The organism is Aquincola sp. J276, from assembly GCF_024700035.1.
In the GTDB taxonomy this organism is placed as follows: Bacteria; Pseudomonadota; Gammaproteobacteria; order Burkholderiales; family Burkholderiaceae_C; genus Aquincola; species Aquincola tertiaricarbonis.
The window spans coordinates 2,701,051-2,715,652 of sequence record NZ_JAJONC010000001.1; the positions used below are offsets into that span (position 1 = coordinate 2,701,051).

At 70.4% G+C, this 14,602-nt stretch carries 16 protein-coding genes; 3 read left to right on the top strand and 13 right to left on the bottom strand.

Annotated features, from left to right (window positions below; translation table 11 throughout):
• Nucleotides 1–2 precede the first annotated feature (2 nt).
• The 9 genes from LRS14_RS12355 to LRS14_RS12395 form a co-directional block, all read right to left on the bottom strand.
• Nucleotides 3–1,397, bottom strand: a complete 1,395-nt coding sequence (locus LRS14_RS12355) for an amidase (protein WP_257799718.1) — start codon at nt 1,395–1,397, stop codon at nt 3–5.
• Complete coding sequence (locus LRS14_RS12360) at nt 1,394–2,896, bottom strand: ABC transporter substrate-binding protein (protein WP_257799719.1); 1,503 nt, start codon at nt 2,894–2,896, stop codon at nt 1,394–1,396. The genes LRS14_RS12355 and LRS14_RS12360 overlap by 4 nt, the downstream gene beginning before the upstream one ends.
• A 113-nt stretch (nt 2,897–3,009) precedes the next feature.
• The gene (locus tag LRS14_RS12365; protein ID WP_257799720.1) at nt 3,010–3,786 is read right to left on the bottom strand and encodes an ATP-binding cassette domain-containing protein; all 777 of its coding nucleotides are present in this window, start codon (nt 3,784–3,786) and stop codon (nt 3,010–3,012) included.
• Nucleotides 3,783–4,787: an ABC transporter ATP-binding protein gene (locus tag LRS14_RS12370; RefSeq protein WP_257799721.1), complete on the bottom strand. Its 1,005-nt coding sequence runs from the start codon at nt 4,785–4,787 to the stop codon at nt 3,783–3,785. The genes LRS14_RS12365 and LRS14_RS12370 overlap by 4 nt, the downstream gene beginning before the upstream one ends.
• Entirely contained in the window at nt 4,784–5,296 is a 513-nt protein-coding gene (locus tag LRS14_RS12375) for a class IV adenylate cyclase (RefSeq protein WP_257799722.1), read from the bottom strand. The genes LRS14_RS12370 and LRS14_RS12375 overlap by 4 nt, the downstream gene beginning before the upstream one ends.
• A 15-nt stretch (nt 5,297–5,311) precedes the next feature.
• A complete protein-coding gene (locus LRS14_RS12380; protein ID WP_046113084.1) occupies nt 5,312–6,151 on the bottom strand; it encodes an ABC transporter permease in 840 nt (279 codons plus the stop codon).
• A complete protein-coding gene (locus LRS14_RS12385) occupies nt 6,148–7,107 on the bottom strand; it encodes an ABC transporter permease (RefSeq protein ID WP_257799723.1) in 960 nt (319 codons plus the stop codon). Before LRS14_RS12385 ends, LRS14_RS12380 begins: the two co-directional genes overlap by 4 nt.
• Before the next feature lie 115 nt (nt 7,108–7,222).
• Nucleotides 7,223–7,450, bottom strand: a complete 228-nt coding sequence (locus tag LRS14_RS12390) for a hypothetical protein (protein WP_257799724.1) — start codon at nt 7,448–7,450, stop codon at nt 7,223–7,225.
• A gap of 81 nt (nt 7,451–7,531) precedes the next feature.
• Entirely contained in the window at nt 7,532–7,750 is a 219-nt protein-coding gene (locus LRS14_RS12395; RefSeq protein WP_046113081.1) for a hypothetical protein, read from the bottom strand.
• A 107-nt stretch (nt 7,751–7,857) separates the two neighbouring features.
• Here LRS14_RS12395 and LRS14_RS12400 point away from each other — a divergent pair, with 107 nt between their 5' ends.
• Nucleotides 7,858–8,820, top strand: coding sequence for a LysR family transcriptional regulator (locus LRS14_RS12400; RefSeq protein WP_257799725.1), 963 nt, complete (start codon nt 7,858–7,860; stop codon nt 8,818–8,820).
• A 9-nt stretch (nt 8,821–8,829) separates the two neighbouring features.
• On the opposite strand, the gene LRS14_RS12405 is transcribed toward LRS14_RS12400, so the two are convergent.
• Both LRS14_RS12405 and LRS14_RS12410 read right to left on the bottom strand, forming a co-directional pair.
• Nucleotides 8,830–10,023: an amino acid aminotransferase gene (locus LRS14_RS12405; protein ID WP_257799726.1), complete on the bottom strand. Its 1,194-nt coding sequence runs from the start codon at nt 10,021–10,023 to the stop codon at nt 8,830–8,832.
• 23 nt (nt 10,024–10,046) lie between these two features.
• Nucleotides 10,047–10,535 (bottom strand): glutathione peroxidase, encoded by a 489-nt coding sequence (locus LRS14_RS12410; RefSeq protein ID WP_257799727.1) that lies wholly within the window; start codon nt 10,533–10,535, stop codon nt 10,047–10,049.
• A 194-nt stretch (nt 10,536–10,729) separates the two neighbouring features.
• Between LRS14_RS12410 and LRS14_RS12415 the strand changes: the two genes are divergently transcribed.
• Nucleotides 10,730–11,206, top strand: coding sequence for a hypothetical protein (locus LRS14_RS12415; protein WP_052736285.1), 477 nt, complete (start codon nt 10,730–10,732; stop codon nt 11,204–11,206).
• Between the two features lie 6 nt (nt 11,207–11,212).
• Here the strand turns inward: LRS14_RS12415 and LRS14_RS12420 are convergent, their stop codons facing one another.
• The gene (locus LRS14_RS12420; RefSeq protein ID WP_257799728.1) at nt 11,213–12,109 is read right to left on the bottom strand and encodes a DMT family transporter; all 897 of its coding nucleotides are present in this window, start codon (nt 12,107–12,109) and stop codon (nt 11,213–11,215) included.
• Nucleotide 12,110: 1 nt separating this feature from the next.
• A complete protein-coding gene (lplT, locus tag LRS14_RS12425; protein ID WP_046113076.1) occupies nt 12,111–13,385 on the bottom strand; it encodes a lysophospholipid transporter LplT in 1,275 nt (424 codons plus the stop codon).
• Between the two features lie 112 nt (nt 13,386–13,497).
• On the opposite strand from lplT, the gene alr reads away from it, so the two are divergent.
• Entirely contained in the window at nt 13,498–14,595 is a 1,098-nt protein-coding gene (gene alr, locus LRS14_RS12430) for an alanine racemase (protein WP_257799729.1), read from the top strand.
• Nucleotides 14,596–14,602 lie beyond the last annotated feature (7 nt).

Consider the following 14,602-nt stretch of genomic DNA (forward strand, 5'->3'; position numbering starts at 1 on the left):
GGTCAAGGCCCCGGTGGATGCGGCCAGGGCCGCTGTTCGCCGCGCAACTGCTCATACAGGCGCGCGGCGCGCAGCACGCCCAGGTCGTCGTGGCGGCGGCCGGCGATCTGCAGGCCGATGGGCAGCCCGCCGGCGGTGTAGCCGCAGTTGATGGACACCGCCGGCTGCTCGCTCATGTTGTAGGGCAGCGTGAAGGCGATGTGCTCGAAGGGCCGCGCCGGGTCGTCCAGCGGGCTGGCCTGCCCGGCCGGAAAGGCGGGCATCGGGCTCACCGGCGACAGCACGAAGTCGTACGGCTGGCAGGCGGCCACGGCCGCATCGCGCAGCGCGCCCATCTGGCTGTAGCCGTTGAAGACCTCGGCGCCGCTCAGGCCGGCGCCGCCTTCCACCCAGGCGCGGATGTAGGGCAGCACCTTCTGCTGGCGCGCGGGCGGCAGCGCGCTGTAGTCCAGCCAGGAGCGCATGCGCCAGAAGCGGTCGAGCCCATCGACCATCGCGCGGGTGGAGATCGGGCCGATCGGCTCGACGACGGCGCCGGCCCGCTCGAAGGCCTGTGCCGCGGCCACCACCGCTGCGGCCACCTCAGGCTGCACCGCATCGCCCCAGCCGGCGTCCATCAACAGGCCGATGCGCTTGCCTTGTATAGACAAGTCGAGCGCATGCCAGTCGATGGCCTGGGCGGGCAGGCTCATCGCGTCGCGCCAGTCGGGGCGGGCCAGCGCAGCCATCATCAGCGCGGCGTCTTCCACCGTGCGGGTTATCGGGCCGGCCACCCGGCCGGCATACGGCGGATTGATCGGCACCCGGCCCAGGCTGGGCTTGAAGCCCACCACGCCGCACCAGCCGGCTGGCAGCCGGATGGAGCCGCCGATGTCGGTGCCGATGTGCAGGGGCCCATAACCCGCCGCGGCGGCCGCGCCGGCGCCGGCCGACGAACCGCCCGGGTTCTTCGACAGGTCCCATGGGTTGCGCGTCAAAGGATGGAAGCTGGACAGCCCCGAGGACAACATGCCCCAGTCGGGCATGGTCGTCTTGCCCAGGAACACGCAGCCGGCTTCGCGCAGCCGCGCGGCCGGCGGTGCGTCGTCGGCCGCGGGCTTCAGCTCGGTGGCGGCGCTGCCCATCGGCTGCGGCACGCCGCGGGTGGCGATGTTTTCCTTGATGGTGCAGGGCACGCCGTCCAGCGGTGACAGCGGCTGGCCGGCCTGCCAGCGCCGTTCGCTTTCACGCGCCATCTGCAGCGCCACCTCGCGGTCGTGGGCGTACAGCGCCTTGAGCTGCGGCTCCCATCGCGCGACATGGTCCAGCACCGCCTGCGTCGCTTCCACCGGCGAAGCCTGGCCGCTGCGGTACAGCGCCGCCAGCGCGGCGGCGGACAGTTCATGCAGCGCCGTCATTGCCACCGCCAGGTCGACAGGTCGTTGGCGAAGATGGGCGAGTGGGGCCACACGCCCTTCAGCGCCTTCTTAGAGATGGCCACGTTCTGCGGATTGAAGATGTACGCGTTCACCGCATCGGTGGCGAGCTGGCGCTGCAGGTCGCCGAACAGCTTCTGCCGCTCCTTCGCGTTGGTGGTGGACGCATGCTTGCTGGCCAGGTCGCGGAAGGCGGCGCTGTCGTAGCCCCAGTAGTACTGCGGATTGGTGTACTGCAGGTAGTCCAGCGGCTCGACGTGGTTGATGATGCTCAGGTCGAAGTTGCCCTTGAAGGTGCCGCCCAGCCACTGGGCCCACTCCACGTTCTCGATCCTGGCCACCACGCCCACCTTGGCCAGCATCGCGGCCACCACCTCGCCGCCCTTGCGGGCGTAGGGCGGCGGCGGCAGCGTCAAGGTCACGTTCAGCGGCGTGGCCACGCCGGCTTCCTTCAGCAGCGCCTTGGCCTTCTCCGGGTCGAACGGGTACTGACCGGTCAGGTCGACGTAACCCGCATCGGTGGGCGCGAAGTGGCTGCCGATGGGCACGCCGTAGCCCTCCAGCACGCCGTCGATGAAGGCCTTGCGGTCGATGGCATGCATCAGCGCGCGGCGCACGCGCACGTCGTCGAAGGGCTTCTTGCGGTTGTTGATCGCGAGGATGCCCTTGCCCGCGGTGCTGCCCAGCACCACCACGAAGCGCGGGTCGGCCTGCATCTGCTTGACGGCCTGGTTGCCGATGCCGCGCGGGAAGGTATCCACGTCGCCCGCCAGCAGCGCGGCCACCTGCGCGGCCGGGTCGCTGATGATGCGGAAGGTGGCGCGCTTGATCGGCGCGGCCTTGGCGTCGCGGTAGCCGTCCCAGCGCGACAGGATGATGGCGCTGCCCTTGCGCCAGTCGTCGAACCGGTAGGGCCCGGTGCCGATGGGCTTGGTGGCGGTGCCGGCCGCGCTCTTGGGGTCGAGGATCACCGCGGTGTTCTCGCCCATGCGGAACGGGAAGTTGCCGTCGGGCTTGGCCAGCGTCAGGATGACGGTGGCCGCATCCGGCGTGCTGATCGAGCTGATGTTGTCGAAGACCGTCTTCTTGGCCTTGTTGGTGGAGCCCTCGGCCTTGGCGCGCTCGAAGCTGAACTTCACGTCGCTGCTGTCGAAGGCCTCGCCGTCATGGAACTTCACGCCCTGCCTGAGCTTGAAGGTGTAGCTCTTGCCGTCCGGGTCCATGTTCCACGACTCGGCCAGCAGCGGCGTCACCGTGCCGTCGGCGTTGATCTTGGTCAGGCCTTCCAGCACGTTGTAGTGCACCACCTCGCCGATGGCGGCGGCCGCGGCCGTGGTGGGGTCCAGGCCGGGCGCGGGCTCCAGCACCAGGCCGATGGTGACCGCGGCCTTGCCCGCCTGCGCCATCGACACCTGGGGCGCGGCCAGCATGGTGGCGGCCGCGGCCAGTGCCAGTACATGGCGCCGGTGTACTCCTGTCATGTCGCTGTTCCTTCCGGGGATCGAAACACGCCGGCGGTGGCCGGCCACACGGGCCCCATGCTGCCACAGCGCCGCGAACCGCGACTTCCTGCGCACTTGGCGCAGGTGCGCGCTCAGGCCACGGAGGCCAGCAGCTGCTGCGTGTACGGGTGGCTGGGCCGCGTGAACAGCAGGTCGGGCGGGCCCTGCTCCACGATGCGGCCCTGCTGCAGCACGATGACCTCGTCGCACACCAGGTCCACCACCGCCAGGTCGTGGCTGATGAACAGGTAGGCCATGCCGTACTGCTGCTGCAGGTCCTGCATCAGGTTGAGCACCTGGGCCTGCACCGAGACGTCCAGCGCACTCACCGGCTCGTCGGCCACGATCAGCCGCGGCCGCGTGACCAGCGCCCGCGCGATGGCGATGCGCTGCCGCTGGCCGCCGCTGAACTCGTGCGGGTACTTGTGCAGGTCGGCCGCGCGCAGGCCCACCGCGTCGAGCACCTCGGTGCTGCGCTGCAGGCGTTCGGCGCGAGTCACCTCGGGCATGGCTTCCAGCGGCTCGCCCACGATGCGGGCGATGGTGTGGCGCGGGTCGAGCGAACCGTAGGGGTCCTGGAACACCATCTGGAAGTGGCGTCGTTGCCGCTGCAGTTCGGGCGGCGGCAGGGCATGCAGATCCTGCCCATCCAGCAGCACCTGCCCGCTGGTGGGCACATCCAGCGCCATCACCAGCCGGGCCAGCGTGCTCTTGCCGCAACCGCTCTCGCCCACGATGCCCAGCGTGCGGCCGGCTTCCAGCGTGAAGCTCACGTCGCTCAAGGCCTGCAGCACCGGCGGCGGCTGCAGCAGCCGCTCACGCGGCAGCCGGTACTGGCGCGACAGGTGGCGCACGTCCAGCAGCGTCATGCGTTCACCTCGTGCAGCCGGATGCAGCGTGCATCGTGGCCGGGCGCCACCGACAACCGCGGCGGCAGCGCCTGCCGGCAGTCGTCGATGGCCCAGGCGCAGCGGTCGTTGAAGGGGCAGCCCGGCGGCAGCAGGTGCAGCTCGGGCACGCGGCCCGGCAGCGCCGGCAGGCGCAGCGTGCGGCGCTCGGCGCCGTTGCGCAGGCCGAGCCGCGGCCGCGCCTCGAACAGGCCGCGGGTGTAGGGGTGCGCGCGGTGAAGGAACAGCGCCTCGGCCGGGCCCTGCTCCACCACCGTGCCGCCGTACATCACCATCAGGCGCTGCACGCTGGCGGCCATCACGCCCAGGTCGTGGCTGATGAGCAGCAGGCCCATGCCGTCCTCGGCCACCAGGCCGGCGATCAGCGACAGCACCTCGCGCTGGATGGTCGCGTCCAGCGCGGTGGTGGGCTCGTCGGCGATCAACACCTGCGGCCCGCAGGCCAGCGCGATGGCAATGACCACGCGCTGCCGCTGCCCGCCCGAGAGCTGGTGCGGATAGGCGTCCAGCCGGCGCGCCGCCTGCGGCAGCTGCACCCGCTCCATCAGCCGCAGCGCCTCGGCCCGCGCGGCGGCCATGCCCAGGCCCTTGTGCAGCCGCAGCGGCTCCGCGATCTGGTGGCCGATGGTGTGCAGCGGGTTGAGTGCCGTCATCGGCTCCTGGAACACCATGCCGATGCGCGCACCGCGCACGCGGCACATCGCGGCGTCGTCCAGCGCGGCCAGGTCTTGGCCGTCCAGCAGGATGCGGCCCTGCACGCCGGCCCGTTCGGGCAGCAGGCCCATCAAGGCCAGCGCGGTGATCGACTTGCCGCTGCCCGATTCACCGATCAGGCCCAGGGTTTCGCCACGCGCCAGGGTGAAGCTCACGTCGCGCACCGCCGCCACCGGGCCGTGCGCGGTGGCCAGCGTGACGCGCAGGTCGCGCACGTCGAGCAGCGGTGGCGCGGCGGCGTCGGTCATGCGCCCAGCAGGTCCACGTAGGCACCGCTCAGCCACTGCTGCGGGCCGATGCCCAGCTGCTGCAGCAGGCGCTGGGCGATGGCTTCGCCCTCGGCCTCGGTCTGCTCGTCGCGCAGCACCACCTCCAGCTCCAGGAAGTGGCCCAGGCCTTCCACCACGTCGAGGTGGATGCGGGTGGCGCCGGCCATCAGCAGCAGGCGCTGCTTCTTCACGCGGCCGGCGGTACCCCAGGCGCGGGCCAGCGCATCGCGCAGCAGCGCGGGCTGGTCGGTGGGCACCACCAGGTAGTCCGACAGCTTGGGGCCCTCGGCATCCGGCCGGTGGTAGTGGATCAACTCGCCCCGCTGCTCATCGAACTGCCGCAGCTTCAGGCGGCCGTTGGTGCAGGTGAAGAAGGTGTCGTCCTGCCGGATGACCACCGGCTCGGGCGCGTCCGCCAGTGCGGCGGCCACCGGCAGCAGCGCCTGCACGCTGTCGATGCGGGCCTTGATCTCGATGTTGCGTGCCATGTCGTCGGTGACGGTTCAGCGGCTGCGCGCCAGCCGCGGATCGAGCAGATCGCGCAGGCCGTCGCCCAGCAGGTTCAGGCCCAGCACCGCCAGCGCGATGGCCGCGCCGGGGTACACGGCCAGCATCGGCGCCTGGAACATCTGCGTCTGCGCCTCGTTGAGCATGCGGCCCCAGCTGGGCTGCGGCGGCTGGGTGCCCAGGCCGAGGTAGCTCAGCGCCGCTTCGGCCAGGATGGCGATGGCGAACTGCACCGTGGCCTGCACGATCAGCACGCTGGCGATGTTGGGCAGCACATGGTGCAGCGTGATGCGCCAGCGGCCCTTGCCGGCGGCACGGGCGGCCAGCACGTAGTCGCGGGTCCACACGCTGCGCGCAGCGCCGCGGGTGATGCGCGCGAACACCGGGATGTTGAACAGCCCGATGGCCACGATGCTGGTGAGCAGCCCCGGCCCGTAGATGGCCGTGAGCATGATGGCCGACAGCAGCGCCGGGAAGGCAAAGCTGAAGTCGGCGAAGCGCATCACCGCTTCATCGATCCACCCGGGGCGGGCGGCAGCCAGCGCCCCCAGCAGCGTGCCCACCAGCAGGCCGATGCCCACCGCCACCACGCCCACCACGATGCTGTTCTGCGAGCCCACCCACAGCTGCGAGGCGATGTCGCGCCCCAGGCTGTCGGTGCCCAGCCAGTGCGCGGCGCTGGGCGGCGCCAGCTTGTTGGGGATGTCGATGTCGGCCGGCGGATACGGCGACCACCACAGCGAGCCGACGGCGCACAGCACCAGCAGCAGCGCCAGCACGCCGCCGGCCAGGAAGCTGGGGTGGCGCAGTGCGCGGGATGCGAAGCCGCCGCTCATGCCGGCGCCCTCAGCCGCGGATCGACCAGCGCATACAGCAGGTCGACCACGAAGTTGACCAGCACCACCGCGGCGGCCAGCAGCATGACCACGTCGCGCACCAGCGGCAGGTCGCGGTTGGCGATGGCCTGGAACACCAGCCGGCCGATGCCGGGCAGCACGAACACGTTCTCCACCACGATGGTGCCGGTGAGCAGGTTGGCGAACTGCAGGCCCATCACGGTCAGCACCGGGATCATCGCGTTGCGCAGCACGTGGCGCCACAGCACGGCGCGCCGGCCCAGGCCCTTGGCGCGCGCGGTGCGCACGTAGTCCTCACCCAGCGCTTCCAGCACCGCAGAGCGGGTGACGCGCGCCAGGATCGCGGCCTGCACCGCGGCCAGCGCGATGGCCGGCAGCAGCAGCGCGGCCAGGCCGGGGCCCAGGCCGCCGCCGTCTTCCTCACGCCAGCCAGGGAAGCCGCCTGCGCTCACCCATTGCAGCTTCACCGCGAAGAGCAGGATCAGCAGGATGGCGAGCCAGAAGTTGGGAATCGACAGCCCGAGCTGGCTGACGGCCATCACGCCAACGTCGCCCAGCCGGCGGTGGCGGGAGGCGGCATACACGCCCACGCCCAGCGCCACCACGGTGGTGATGGCCATCGCGATGACGGCCAGCGGCAGGCTCACGGCCAGACGTTCGGCGATGAGTTCGGACGAGGGGGTGTCGTAGAAGTGGCTGATGCCGGTGCGGCCCTGCAGCAGGCCGAGCGCCCAGTGCGCATAGCGGGTGGCGGCGGGCTGGTCGAGCCCGAGGCGGCTTTCCAGCGCGGCCAGCGCCTCCGGCGTGGCGGTGGCGCCCAGCATGAGCTGCGCGGCATTGCCCGGCAACAGCTCCAGTACCGCAAAGACGGCCATCGACGCCAGCAGCAGCGTCAAGGCCAGCACCGCCAGGCGGCGGGCCAGGAACAGCGTCATGCATGCCCCCTTGCGGTGGGCCTGCGGCTGCTATCGGACGGAGGTGTGCAGTACGGCAGGTGCAATCAGGAACCGGGCATCTCGGGTGATGGACCCGATGATGCCCGAAGCCCGATCAGTTGCCGGTGTGGCGGTCGGCAGCGGCGAACAGGTCGGCCGCGAAGCCCGGATCGTGGCGCGCGACGCCACGGGCGTAGCGGCGCACTTCCTCGGCTTCCACCGACTTGGTGGCGGCCAGCTTGGCGGCGCGGCGACGGTCGGCGATGTTGGTGAACGTGCTGACGATCAGGCCCACCAGCTTGGCGCCACGCGGCGTGGCTTGGTAGCGGGGGGATGAAGACATTGCTGGTCGTGCTCATGGTGTTTCCTTCAAGTCGCGCTGCCGGATGGGCAGCGGCGGGTGGAATAAGGCGTGATCGGCGGCTCAGCCGGCGCGCTTGTTCTTGCGCGCGAACGAGGCGAGCTCGGGGAACTGGCTGGCGTGAAGTGCGGCAAACTGGGCCAGCTCGGCTTCGGCGCGGCGCTGGCCAGCGCCTTCAAGCGCCTTCCAGACACCCGCACCGGCCTTGCGCAGCCATGCACCGACGGGTGCCTTGGCCGGGGCGGCGGGCTTCAGGGGCAGGGTGGCAGTGGTGTGGGACATAGCGGCTCCTTTAGGGCTCATGTCTGTGGGATGTACGTAGTATCGGGTTTACCCTAGCCTTTCTAAAGCGAATTCGCTGCACATGAGATATTCATGGCGTTCATGACATGCCGGCCAGCGTCAACTTCCGCCACCTCGACCTGAACCTGCTGCGGGTGTTCGACGCCGTGATGCACGAGCGCAACCTCACCCGTGCCGCGGAGAACCTGTCGTTGTCGCAATCGGCGGTGAGCCATGCGCTGAAGCGGCTGCGCACGATGCTGGGCGACGAGCTGCTCACACGCACCGCCTTCGGGGTGGTGCCCACGCCCAAGGCGGAGGCGCTGTGGCCCAGCGTGCGCACCGCGCTGGCCCAGCTGGAGCAGGCCATCGCACCGGCCGGCTTCGACCCGCGGACCGACACCGCCAACTTCCTGATGGTGATGGCCGACGCCACCGCGGTGATCCTGCTGCCGCCGATGGTGGCCCGGCTGGAGGCGCTGGGCGCGCTGGCCAACCTGCAGGTGCTGCCGCTCACCACGCGCGATCCGCGCAAGTTGCTTGAAAACAACGAAGTGGACGTGGCGATCGGCTACTTCCCCGCCGCCGTGATGGCCATCCTGCGCCAGGGGCTGGACTCACCGCTGCGCCGCGAGCGGCTCTACGAGAGCGAATACCAGTGCGTGATGCGCGTCGGCCATCCGCTGGCGGAGGGCGAATTGACGCTCGACGGCTTCTGCGCCGCGCAGCACCTGTCGGTGAGCCTGTCGGGCCGGGCCCATGGACCGATCGATGCCGCCCTGGCCGCGCTGGGCCGCCAGCGGCGGGTGATGCTGGCGGTGAACCAGTTCTTCACCGCGGGTCAGGTGGTGGCGGATTCCGACCTGCTGACGGTGCTGCCCACCTCATTCATGCGCGCCACCGGCCACCCCGAGCGCCTGGTGACACGCCCGCTGCCGGCCGAGCTGCAGATGAGTGGCCTGCAGGTCGAGCTGCTGTGGCATTCACGCCATGACGACCAGCCGGCGCACAAATGGCTGCGCCAGCTGGTGCTGGAAGCCTGCGGCCGCCACCCCGCGGGCGGCGGCTGACCAGGCTCGTCAGGCCAGCACGGCCGCCATGGCGCTGGCCACGGCTTCCACGTTGCGCGTCGACAGGCCGGCCACGCACATGCGGCCCGAGCGCACCAGGTACACGGCATGGTCTTCCCGCAGGCGGTCCACCTGCTCGGGCGTCAGGCCGGTGTAGCTGAACATGCCGCGCTGGCTGAGGAAGTAGTCGAAGTTGCGGCCCGGCAGCTTGGCCGACAGCACCGCATGCAGGCTCTTGCGCATGGCCAGGATGCGCTCGCGCATCGCCGCCACGTCGGCTTCCCACGAGGCGCGCAGCGCCGGGTCGTTCAGCACGCGGGCCACCACGGCGCCCGGGTGCAGCGGCGGGCTGGAATAGTTGCGGCGCACCGTGGCGCGCAACTGGCCCAGCACCAGCTCGGCCTCGGCCGCGTCCTGGCACACCACGCTCAGCGCGCCCGCCCGCTCGCCGTACAGGCTCATGCTCTTGCTGAAGGAGTTGGCAACGAAGAACGACAGGCCCGCGCTGGCCAGCGCGCGCACCGCGAAGGCGTCCTGCTCGATACCGTCGCCATAGCCCTGGTAGGCCAGGTCCAGGTAGGGCAGCAGGCCGCCGGCCTTGAGCACCGGCACCAGCTGCTCCCATTGCGCCGGGCTCAGGTCCACGCCGGTCGGGTTGTGGCAGCAGGCATGCAGCAGCACGATGCTGCCGCGCGGCAGCTTCTGGATGGCTTCCAGCATGGCGCCGAACTTCACGCCGCCGGTGGCGGGGTCGTAGTACGGGTAGGTGTTCACCGTCAGGCCGCAGCCTTCGAACATCGCGCGGTGGTTGTCCCAGGTGGGGTCGCTGACGTACACCTGCGCGTCGGGCAGCCAACGCTTGATGAAGTCGCCGCCCACCTTCAGGCCGCCGCTGGAGCCCACGGTCTGCAGCGTGGCGATGCGGCCGCTGGTCACGGCCTCGTGGCCGGCGCCGAACAGCAGCTCCTGCACCGCCTTGCGGCAGGCCGCCATGCCTTCCATCGGCAGGTAGGACTTGGCGCCGCCTTCGTCCACCAGCTGCTGCTCGGCCTGGCGCACGCAGTCCAGCACCGGGATGCGGCCGGCGTCGTCGAAGTAGATGCCGATCGACAGGTTGGCCTTGTTCGGGCGCGGGTCCTTCTGGAAGGCGTCGTTCAGGCCGAGGATGGGGTCGCCGGCATAGGGTTCGATGTGCTGGAACATGGGTTTCTCCGCAAGAAAAACGATTATCCGAGGGCGGCCTCGATGTCGGTCGCCAGGGCTTCGGGCTTGTCGGTGGGCGCATAGCGGCGGATCACCTGGCCGTCGCGCCCCACCAGGAACTTGGTGAAGTTCCACTTGATCGACTTGGTGCCCAGCAGCCCCGGCGCCTCGGCCGTGAGCCAGCGCCACAGCGGGTGGGCATCGGCGCCGTTGACCTTGACCTTGGCCATCATCGGAAAGCTGACGCCGTAGTTCAGACTGCAGAAGGAGGCGATCTGCTCGTTGCTGCCCGGATCCTGGCCGCCGAACTCGTTGCTGGGAAAGCCCAGCACCACCAGGCCACGCGGCCCGTAGGTGGACCACAGCTGTTCCAGCCCCGCAAACTGGGGCGTGAAGCCGCATTGGCTGGCGGTGTTGACGATCAGCAGCACCTGGCCGCGGTGATCGGCCAGCCGCACCGGGCGGCCGTCGATCGCGGTGGCCTCGAACTCGTGGATGCCGGAAGAATGCATGGGGGCGGTCCTGGGCGTCGGCAGCAGCCGGCGGGGCAGGCATCCTAATCGCCGTAACGAACTTGGGGGGCGGCGAAGGCTGTCGTTGACAGCGCCCGCAACCCGCATGGAACATGGGTTGCCGCACGCGGCGCCCTATGCTCCGACGGTCTTGTCCGCCGAGCGCTTCCGCCGGCCTATCCCTGGAGGTTTTCATGGGCGCCAACGCGCCACCGCAAGGCCAGCACACCGTGGCCCTGAAAGGCTTTAGCCGCTTCGAACGCAGTGCGATCGAATCCAGTTTCCGGCTGTCCACGTTGCCGCTTGCACGTTATTGCTGCGTGGAGGCGCTGGATGGCGCACGCTTCGTGATCGCCGACGCCGACCATCCCGGCGTGGTGGACGACATCGTGGCCGCGGAGCGCCAGGGCGACACCGTGTTTGTCGGCGCCCAGGCCCCGGAAGGCGCGATGGCGTGGACGATGCGCCCGATCGACCCCCTGCATCTCTTGCGGCAATTGGATGCCGCCGTGGCCCTGCGCGACACGCTGGGCACCGACGTGCCGCTGCAGCCGCCGCATGCCCGCCATGTGCAGGCCACGCGGCCGCAGGGCCTGGCCGGCGAGCCGGTGCCCGCGCGCCGCGCCACGGACCAGCCCGCTGCCCCGGACGAGCCGCCGGCCGGCGGCTGAGCCGCTTCAGTGCCCGGCCGCGCCGGGCTGCCACACCGACAGCAGCGCCGCGGCCACGATCAGGCTGCCGCCCAGCAACAGCCGCGCGTCCAGCGTGCCGGCCCCCAGCGCCGCGGCCGATACGGCGGCGAACACGATCTCCGTCAGCATCACCACCGCCGTGACATTGGCACGCAGCCGGGCCGCGCCGTACTGCAGCCCCAGGTTCGCGCCAATGAAGGCGGTGGACAGCGCCAGCAGCGCCAGCGCGGTGCCCGCGGAAGGCAGCGGCGGCACGGCCACCGCGCCGTGCCAGGTGAGCGACCCCGCCACCACCGCCGACACCAGCGTGCCGCCGAGGAACATGGCGGTCGCGCGTTCGGCGTCGCTGCGGTGGGCCTCGCGCCGCAGCCACACGTTGTTCAGCGCGAAGGTAAAGCCGCCCAGCACGCCCAGCGCCTCGGGCAGGTTGCGCGGCCAGGGCCAGCCACCGCCGGCCGGCCACAGCACCACGGCGGCACCGGCCAGCGCCAGCACCATGCGCAGCGCCGCCATCGGCGTCAGGCGCTCGCCCAGGATCAGCCGCGCCAGCAGCAGCGCCCACAGCGGCATCAGGTAGAACAGCAGCACCACCCGCACCACGTCGCCGACGGTCACGCCCCAGTTGAAGGCCGCGTTGGTGGTGCCCGACGCCAGCACCAGCAGCCATGGGCTGGGCGTGCGCGCCAGGCCGGCCCATACGCCGCGCTGCCAGGCGGTGAGGGCCGCCAGCACCAGCGCATAGACGGCCGCGGTGGTCCACAGCGGATGCATGCCCAGCGCCTGGAACTGGCGGAACGGCCACCACGACACGCCCCAGATGAAGGCGTTGACGGTGAGGGCCAGCACCGGCAGCGCGGTGCCGGTGCGGACTGCGGCCTGCATGTCAGTGGTCGCTTCGCGCGATGGCCAACAGGCGCTGCACTTCGTCCTTGTGTTGCACCAGGTTGCGGTTGTGCCAGCGGCGGATCAGCTCCATCGTCGTCATCACCACCAGGCCGAACACCGCGATGGCGCCGAAGGCCGACATGCCGAACTTGGTCATGCCGGTGTAGAAGGCGCCCAGGCCCAGGATGCAGGCCTGCTCGTTGAAGTTCTGCACCGCGATGGACCGGCCGGCACCCATCAGGTTGTGGCCGCGGTGCTGCAGCAATGCATTCATCGGCACCACCAGGTAGCCGCCCAGCGCCCCCAGCAGGATGAGGAAGGGCACCGCCACCCACACGCTGGTGAGCAGGTTCAGACCGATGATGAGCACGCCCATGGCGATGCCCAGCGGGATCACGCTGGTGGCCTTGTCCAGCCGCATGTACAAGGAGGCCACCACCGCGCCCACCGCCGTGCCGATGGCCACCACGCCGCCCAGCGTGGACGCCTGGGTGGTGGTGTAGCCCAGCGCCGCGGCGGCCCAGGCGAACACGATCACCCGCAGGTTGCCGCCCACGCCCCAGAACATGGTGGTGGTGGCCAGGGAGATCTGGCCCAGCTTGTCCGACCACAGCCGTGCGTTGCACTGCGAGAAGTCGCGCACCAGGCCCACCGCGCCATGCAGCATGGGCTGCAGCGGCGCATCGGTGCGCGGGATGAACAGGTTGAAGATCGCCGCGATGGCGTACAGCAGGATCATCGAGGCGATGGCCGCCTCGGGCGCGGTATCGATGCCCGTGTCGATGGCCGGCAGGTCGAAGCCGAGCAGCATCGGCGCCACCCGCGGCCCCACCAGTTGCCCGCCCAGCACGATGCCGAGGATCACCGATGCGATGGTCAGCCCTTCGATCCAGCCATTGGCCTTGACCAGCTGCGAAGGCGGCAGCAGCTCCGTGAGGATGCCGTACTTGGCCGGAGAGTAAGCAGCCGCTCCCAGCCCCACGATGGCATAGGCCAGCAGCGGATGGCCGCCGAAGAGCATGAACAGGCAGCCCATGACCTTGATGGCGTTCGAGAAGAACATCACCTTGCCCTTGGGCACGGCATCCGCGAACGCCCCCACGAACGGTGCCAGCACCACGTAGAACAGCGCGAACATCGGCGTGAGTGCCGGAACCTGCCACGCGGGCGCCCCGGTCGACTTCAACAGCTCGATCGCAGCCACCAGCAAGGCGTTGTCTGCCAGCGAGCTGAAGAACTGCGCTGACATGATGGTGTAGAAGCCTTTTTTCATTCGCGACGGTGAGGCCGCCCGATTCGTTGACAGGCTTCCAAAGAGGTCTCCACGCAAGGCGCCGGGTTTATAGCACGCGGCTTTTGCAACATCACCGGGGCAAAATCCCCACATGCCCCGTCCGATCCAGGCCCTGATCCATACCGAAGCGCTTGCCCACAACCTGCGGCGGGCCCGGGAGGCCGCGCCGGACGCCCGGGTGTGGGCGATTGTGAAGGCCAATGCCTATGGTCATGGCATCGGCAATGCCTATGAAGGATTGCGCGGTGCAGACGGGTTCGCCCTGCTAGACCTCGCCGAGGCGGAAAAAGTTCGATCGCTCGGCTGGCGCGGCCCGGTGCTGCTGCTGGAAGGCGTGTTCGAGCCGCGCGACCTGGAGCTGTGTTCGCGGCTCGACCTGTGGCACGTGGTGCACTGCGCCGAGCAGATCGACTGGCTGGCCGCGCACAAGACGCAGAAGCCGCACCGCGTGTTCCTGAAGATGAACAGCGGCATGAACCGGCTGGGCTTTCGCGCCGGGGCGTTCCGCTCGGCCTGGACACGGCTGAACGCGCTGCCGCAGGTGGACGAGATCTCGCTGATGACCCACTTCGCCAATGCCGACGGGCCGCAGGGCGTGGCGCAGCAGCTGGCCGCCTTCGCCGACGCCACGCACGACCTGGACGGCGAACGCAGCGTAGCCAACAGCGCGGCGGTGCTGCGCTTCGGCAGCGACCCCGCGGTGCGTGCCGACTGGGTGCGTCCCGGCCTCCTGGCCTATGGCAGCAGCCCCGACTTCCCCGCGCACGACATCGCGCACTGGGGCTTGAAGCCGGCGATGACGCTGCGCTCCCGGCTCATCGGCGTGCAGCAGCTGGCAGCCGGTGAATCCGTCGGCTACGGCAGCCGCTTCACCGCCACCGAACCGCTGCGCGTAGGGGTGGTGGCCTGCGGTTACGCCGACGGCTACCCACGGGTGTGCGACACCGGCACGCCGGTGCTGGTGGACGGCGTGCGCACCCGCACGCTGGGCCGGGTGTCGATGGACATGCTGGCGGTGGACCTCACGCCGGTGCCGCAGGCCGGCCCGGGCACCGAGGTCACCCTGTGGGGCCAGGCCGCCAACGGCACGGTGCTTGCGATCGACGAGGTGGCGCAGGCCGCCGGCACGCTGGGCTATGAACTGATGTGCGCGCTGGCGCCACGGGTGCCGCTGGACGTTGCGGCCTGACAACCTG

Excerpts from the sequence above, each read along its gene's own strand:
- LRS14_RS12380 (WP_046113084.1), bottom strand. The coding sequence starts at position 6,151 with ATGAGCGGCGGCTTCGCATCCCGCGCACTGCGCCACCCCAGCTTCCTG.
- LRS14_RS12355 (WP_257799718.1), bottom strand. The coding sequence starts at position 1,397 with ATGACGGCGCTGCATGAACTGTCCGCCGCCGCGCTGGCGGCGCTGTAC.
- LRS14_RS12395 (WP_046113081.1), bottom strand. The coding sequence starts at position 7,750 with ATGTCCCACACCACTGCCACCCTGCCCCTGAAGCCCGCCGCCCCGGCC.
- LRS14_RS12415 (WP_052736285.1), top strand. The coding sequence starts at position 10,730 with ATGGGCGCCAACGCGCCACCGCAAGGCCAGCACACCGTGGCCCTGAAA.
- LRS14_RS12360 (WP_257799719.1), bottom strand. The coding sequence starts at position 2,896 with ATGACAGGAGTACACCGGCGCCATGTACTGGCACTGGCCGCGGCCGCC.
- LRS14_RS12390 (WP_257799724.1), bottom strand. The coding sequence starts at position 7,450 with ATGTCTTCATCCCCCCGCTACCAAGCCACGCCGCGTGGCGCCAAGCTG.
- LRS14_RS12365 (WP_257799720.1), bottom strand. The coding sequence starts at position 3,786 with ATGACGCTGCTGGACGTGCGCCACCTGTCGCGCCAGTACCGGCTGCCG.
- LRS14_RS12370 (WP_257799721.1), bottom strand. The coding sequence starts at position 4,787 with ATGACCGACGCCGCCGCGCCACCGCTGCTCGACGTGCGCGACCTGCGC.
- LRS14_RS12385 (WP_257799723.1), bottom strand. The coding sequence starts at position 7,107 with ATGACGCTGTTCCTGGCCCGCCGCCTGGCGGTGCTGGCCTTGACGCTG.
- alr (WP_257799729.1), top strand. The coding sequence starts at position 13,498 with ATGCCCCGTCCGATCCAGGCCCTGATCCATACCGAAGCGCTTGCCCAC.
- LRS14_RS12420 (WP_257799728.1), bottom strand. The coding sequence starts at position 12,109 with ATGCAGGCCGCAGTCCGCACCGGCACCGCGCTGCCGGTGCTGGCCCTC.
- LRS14_RS12400 (WP_257799725.1), top strand. The coding sequence starts at position 7,858 with ATGCCGGCCAGCGTCAACTTCCGCCACCTCGACCTGAACCTGCTGCGG.
- LRS14_RS12375 (WP_257799722.1), bottom strand. The coding sequence starts at position 5,296 with ATGGCACGCAACATCGAGATCAAGGCCCGCATCGACAGCGTGCAGGCG.
- LRS14_RS12405 (WP_257799726.1), bottom strand. The coding sequence starts at position 10,023 with ATGTTCCAGCACATCGAACCCTATGCCGGCGACCCCATCCTCGGCCTG.
- lplT (WP_046113076.1), bottom strand. The coding sequence starts at position 13,385 with ATGAAAAAAGGCTTCTACACCATCATGTCAGCGCAGTTCTTCAGCTCG.
- LRS14_RS12410 (WP_257799727.1), bottom strand. The coding sequence starts at position 10,535 with ATGCATTCTTCCGGCATCCACGAGTTCGAGGCCACCGCGATCGACGGC.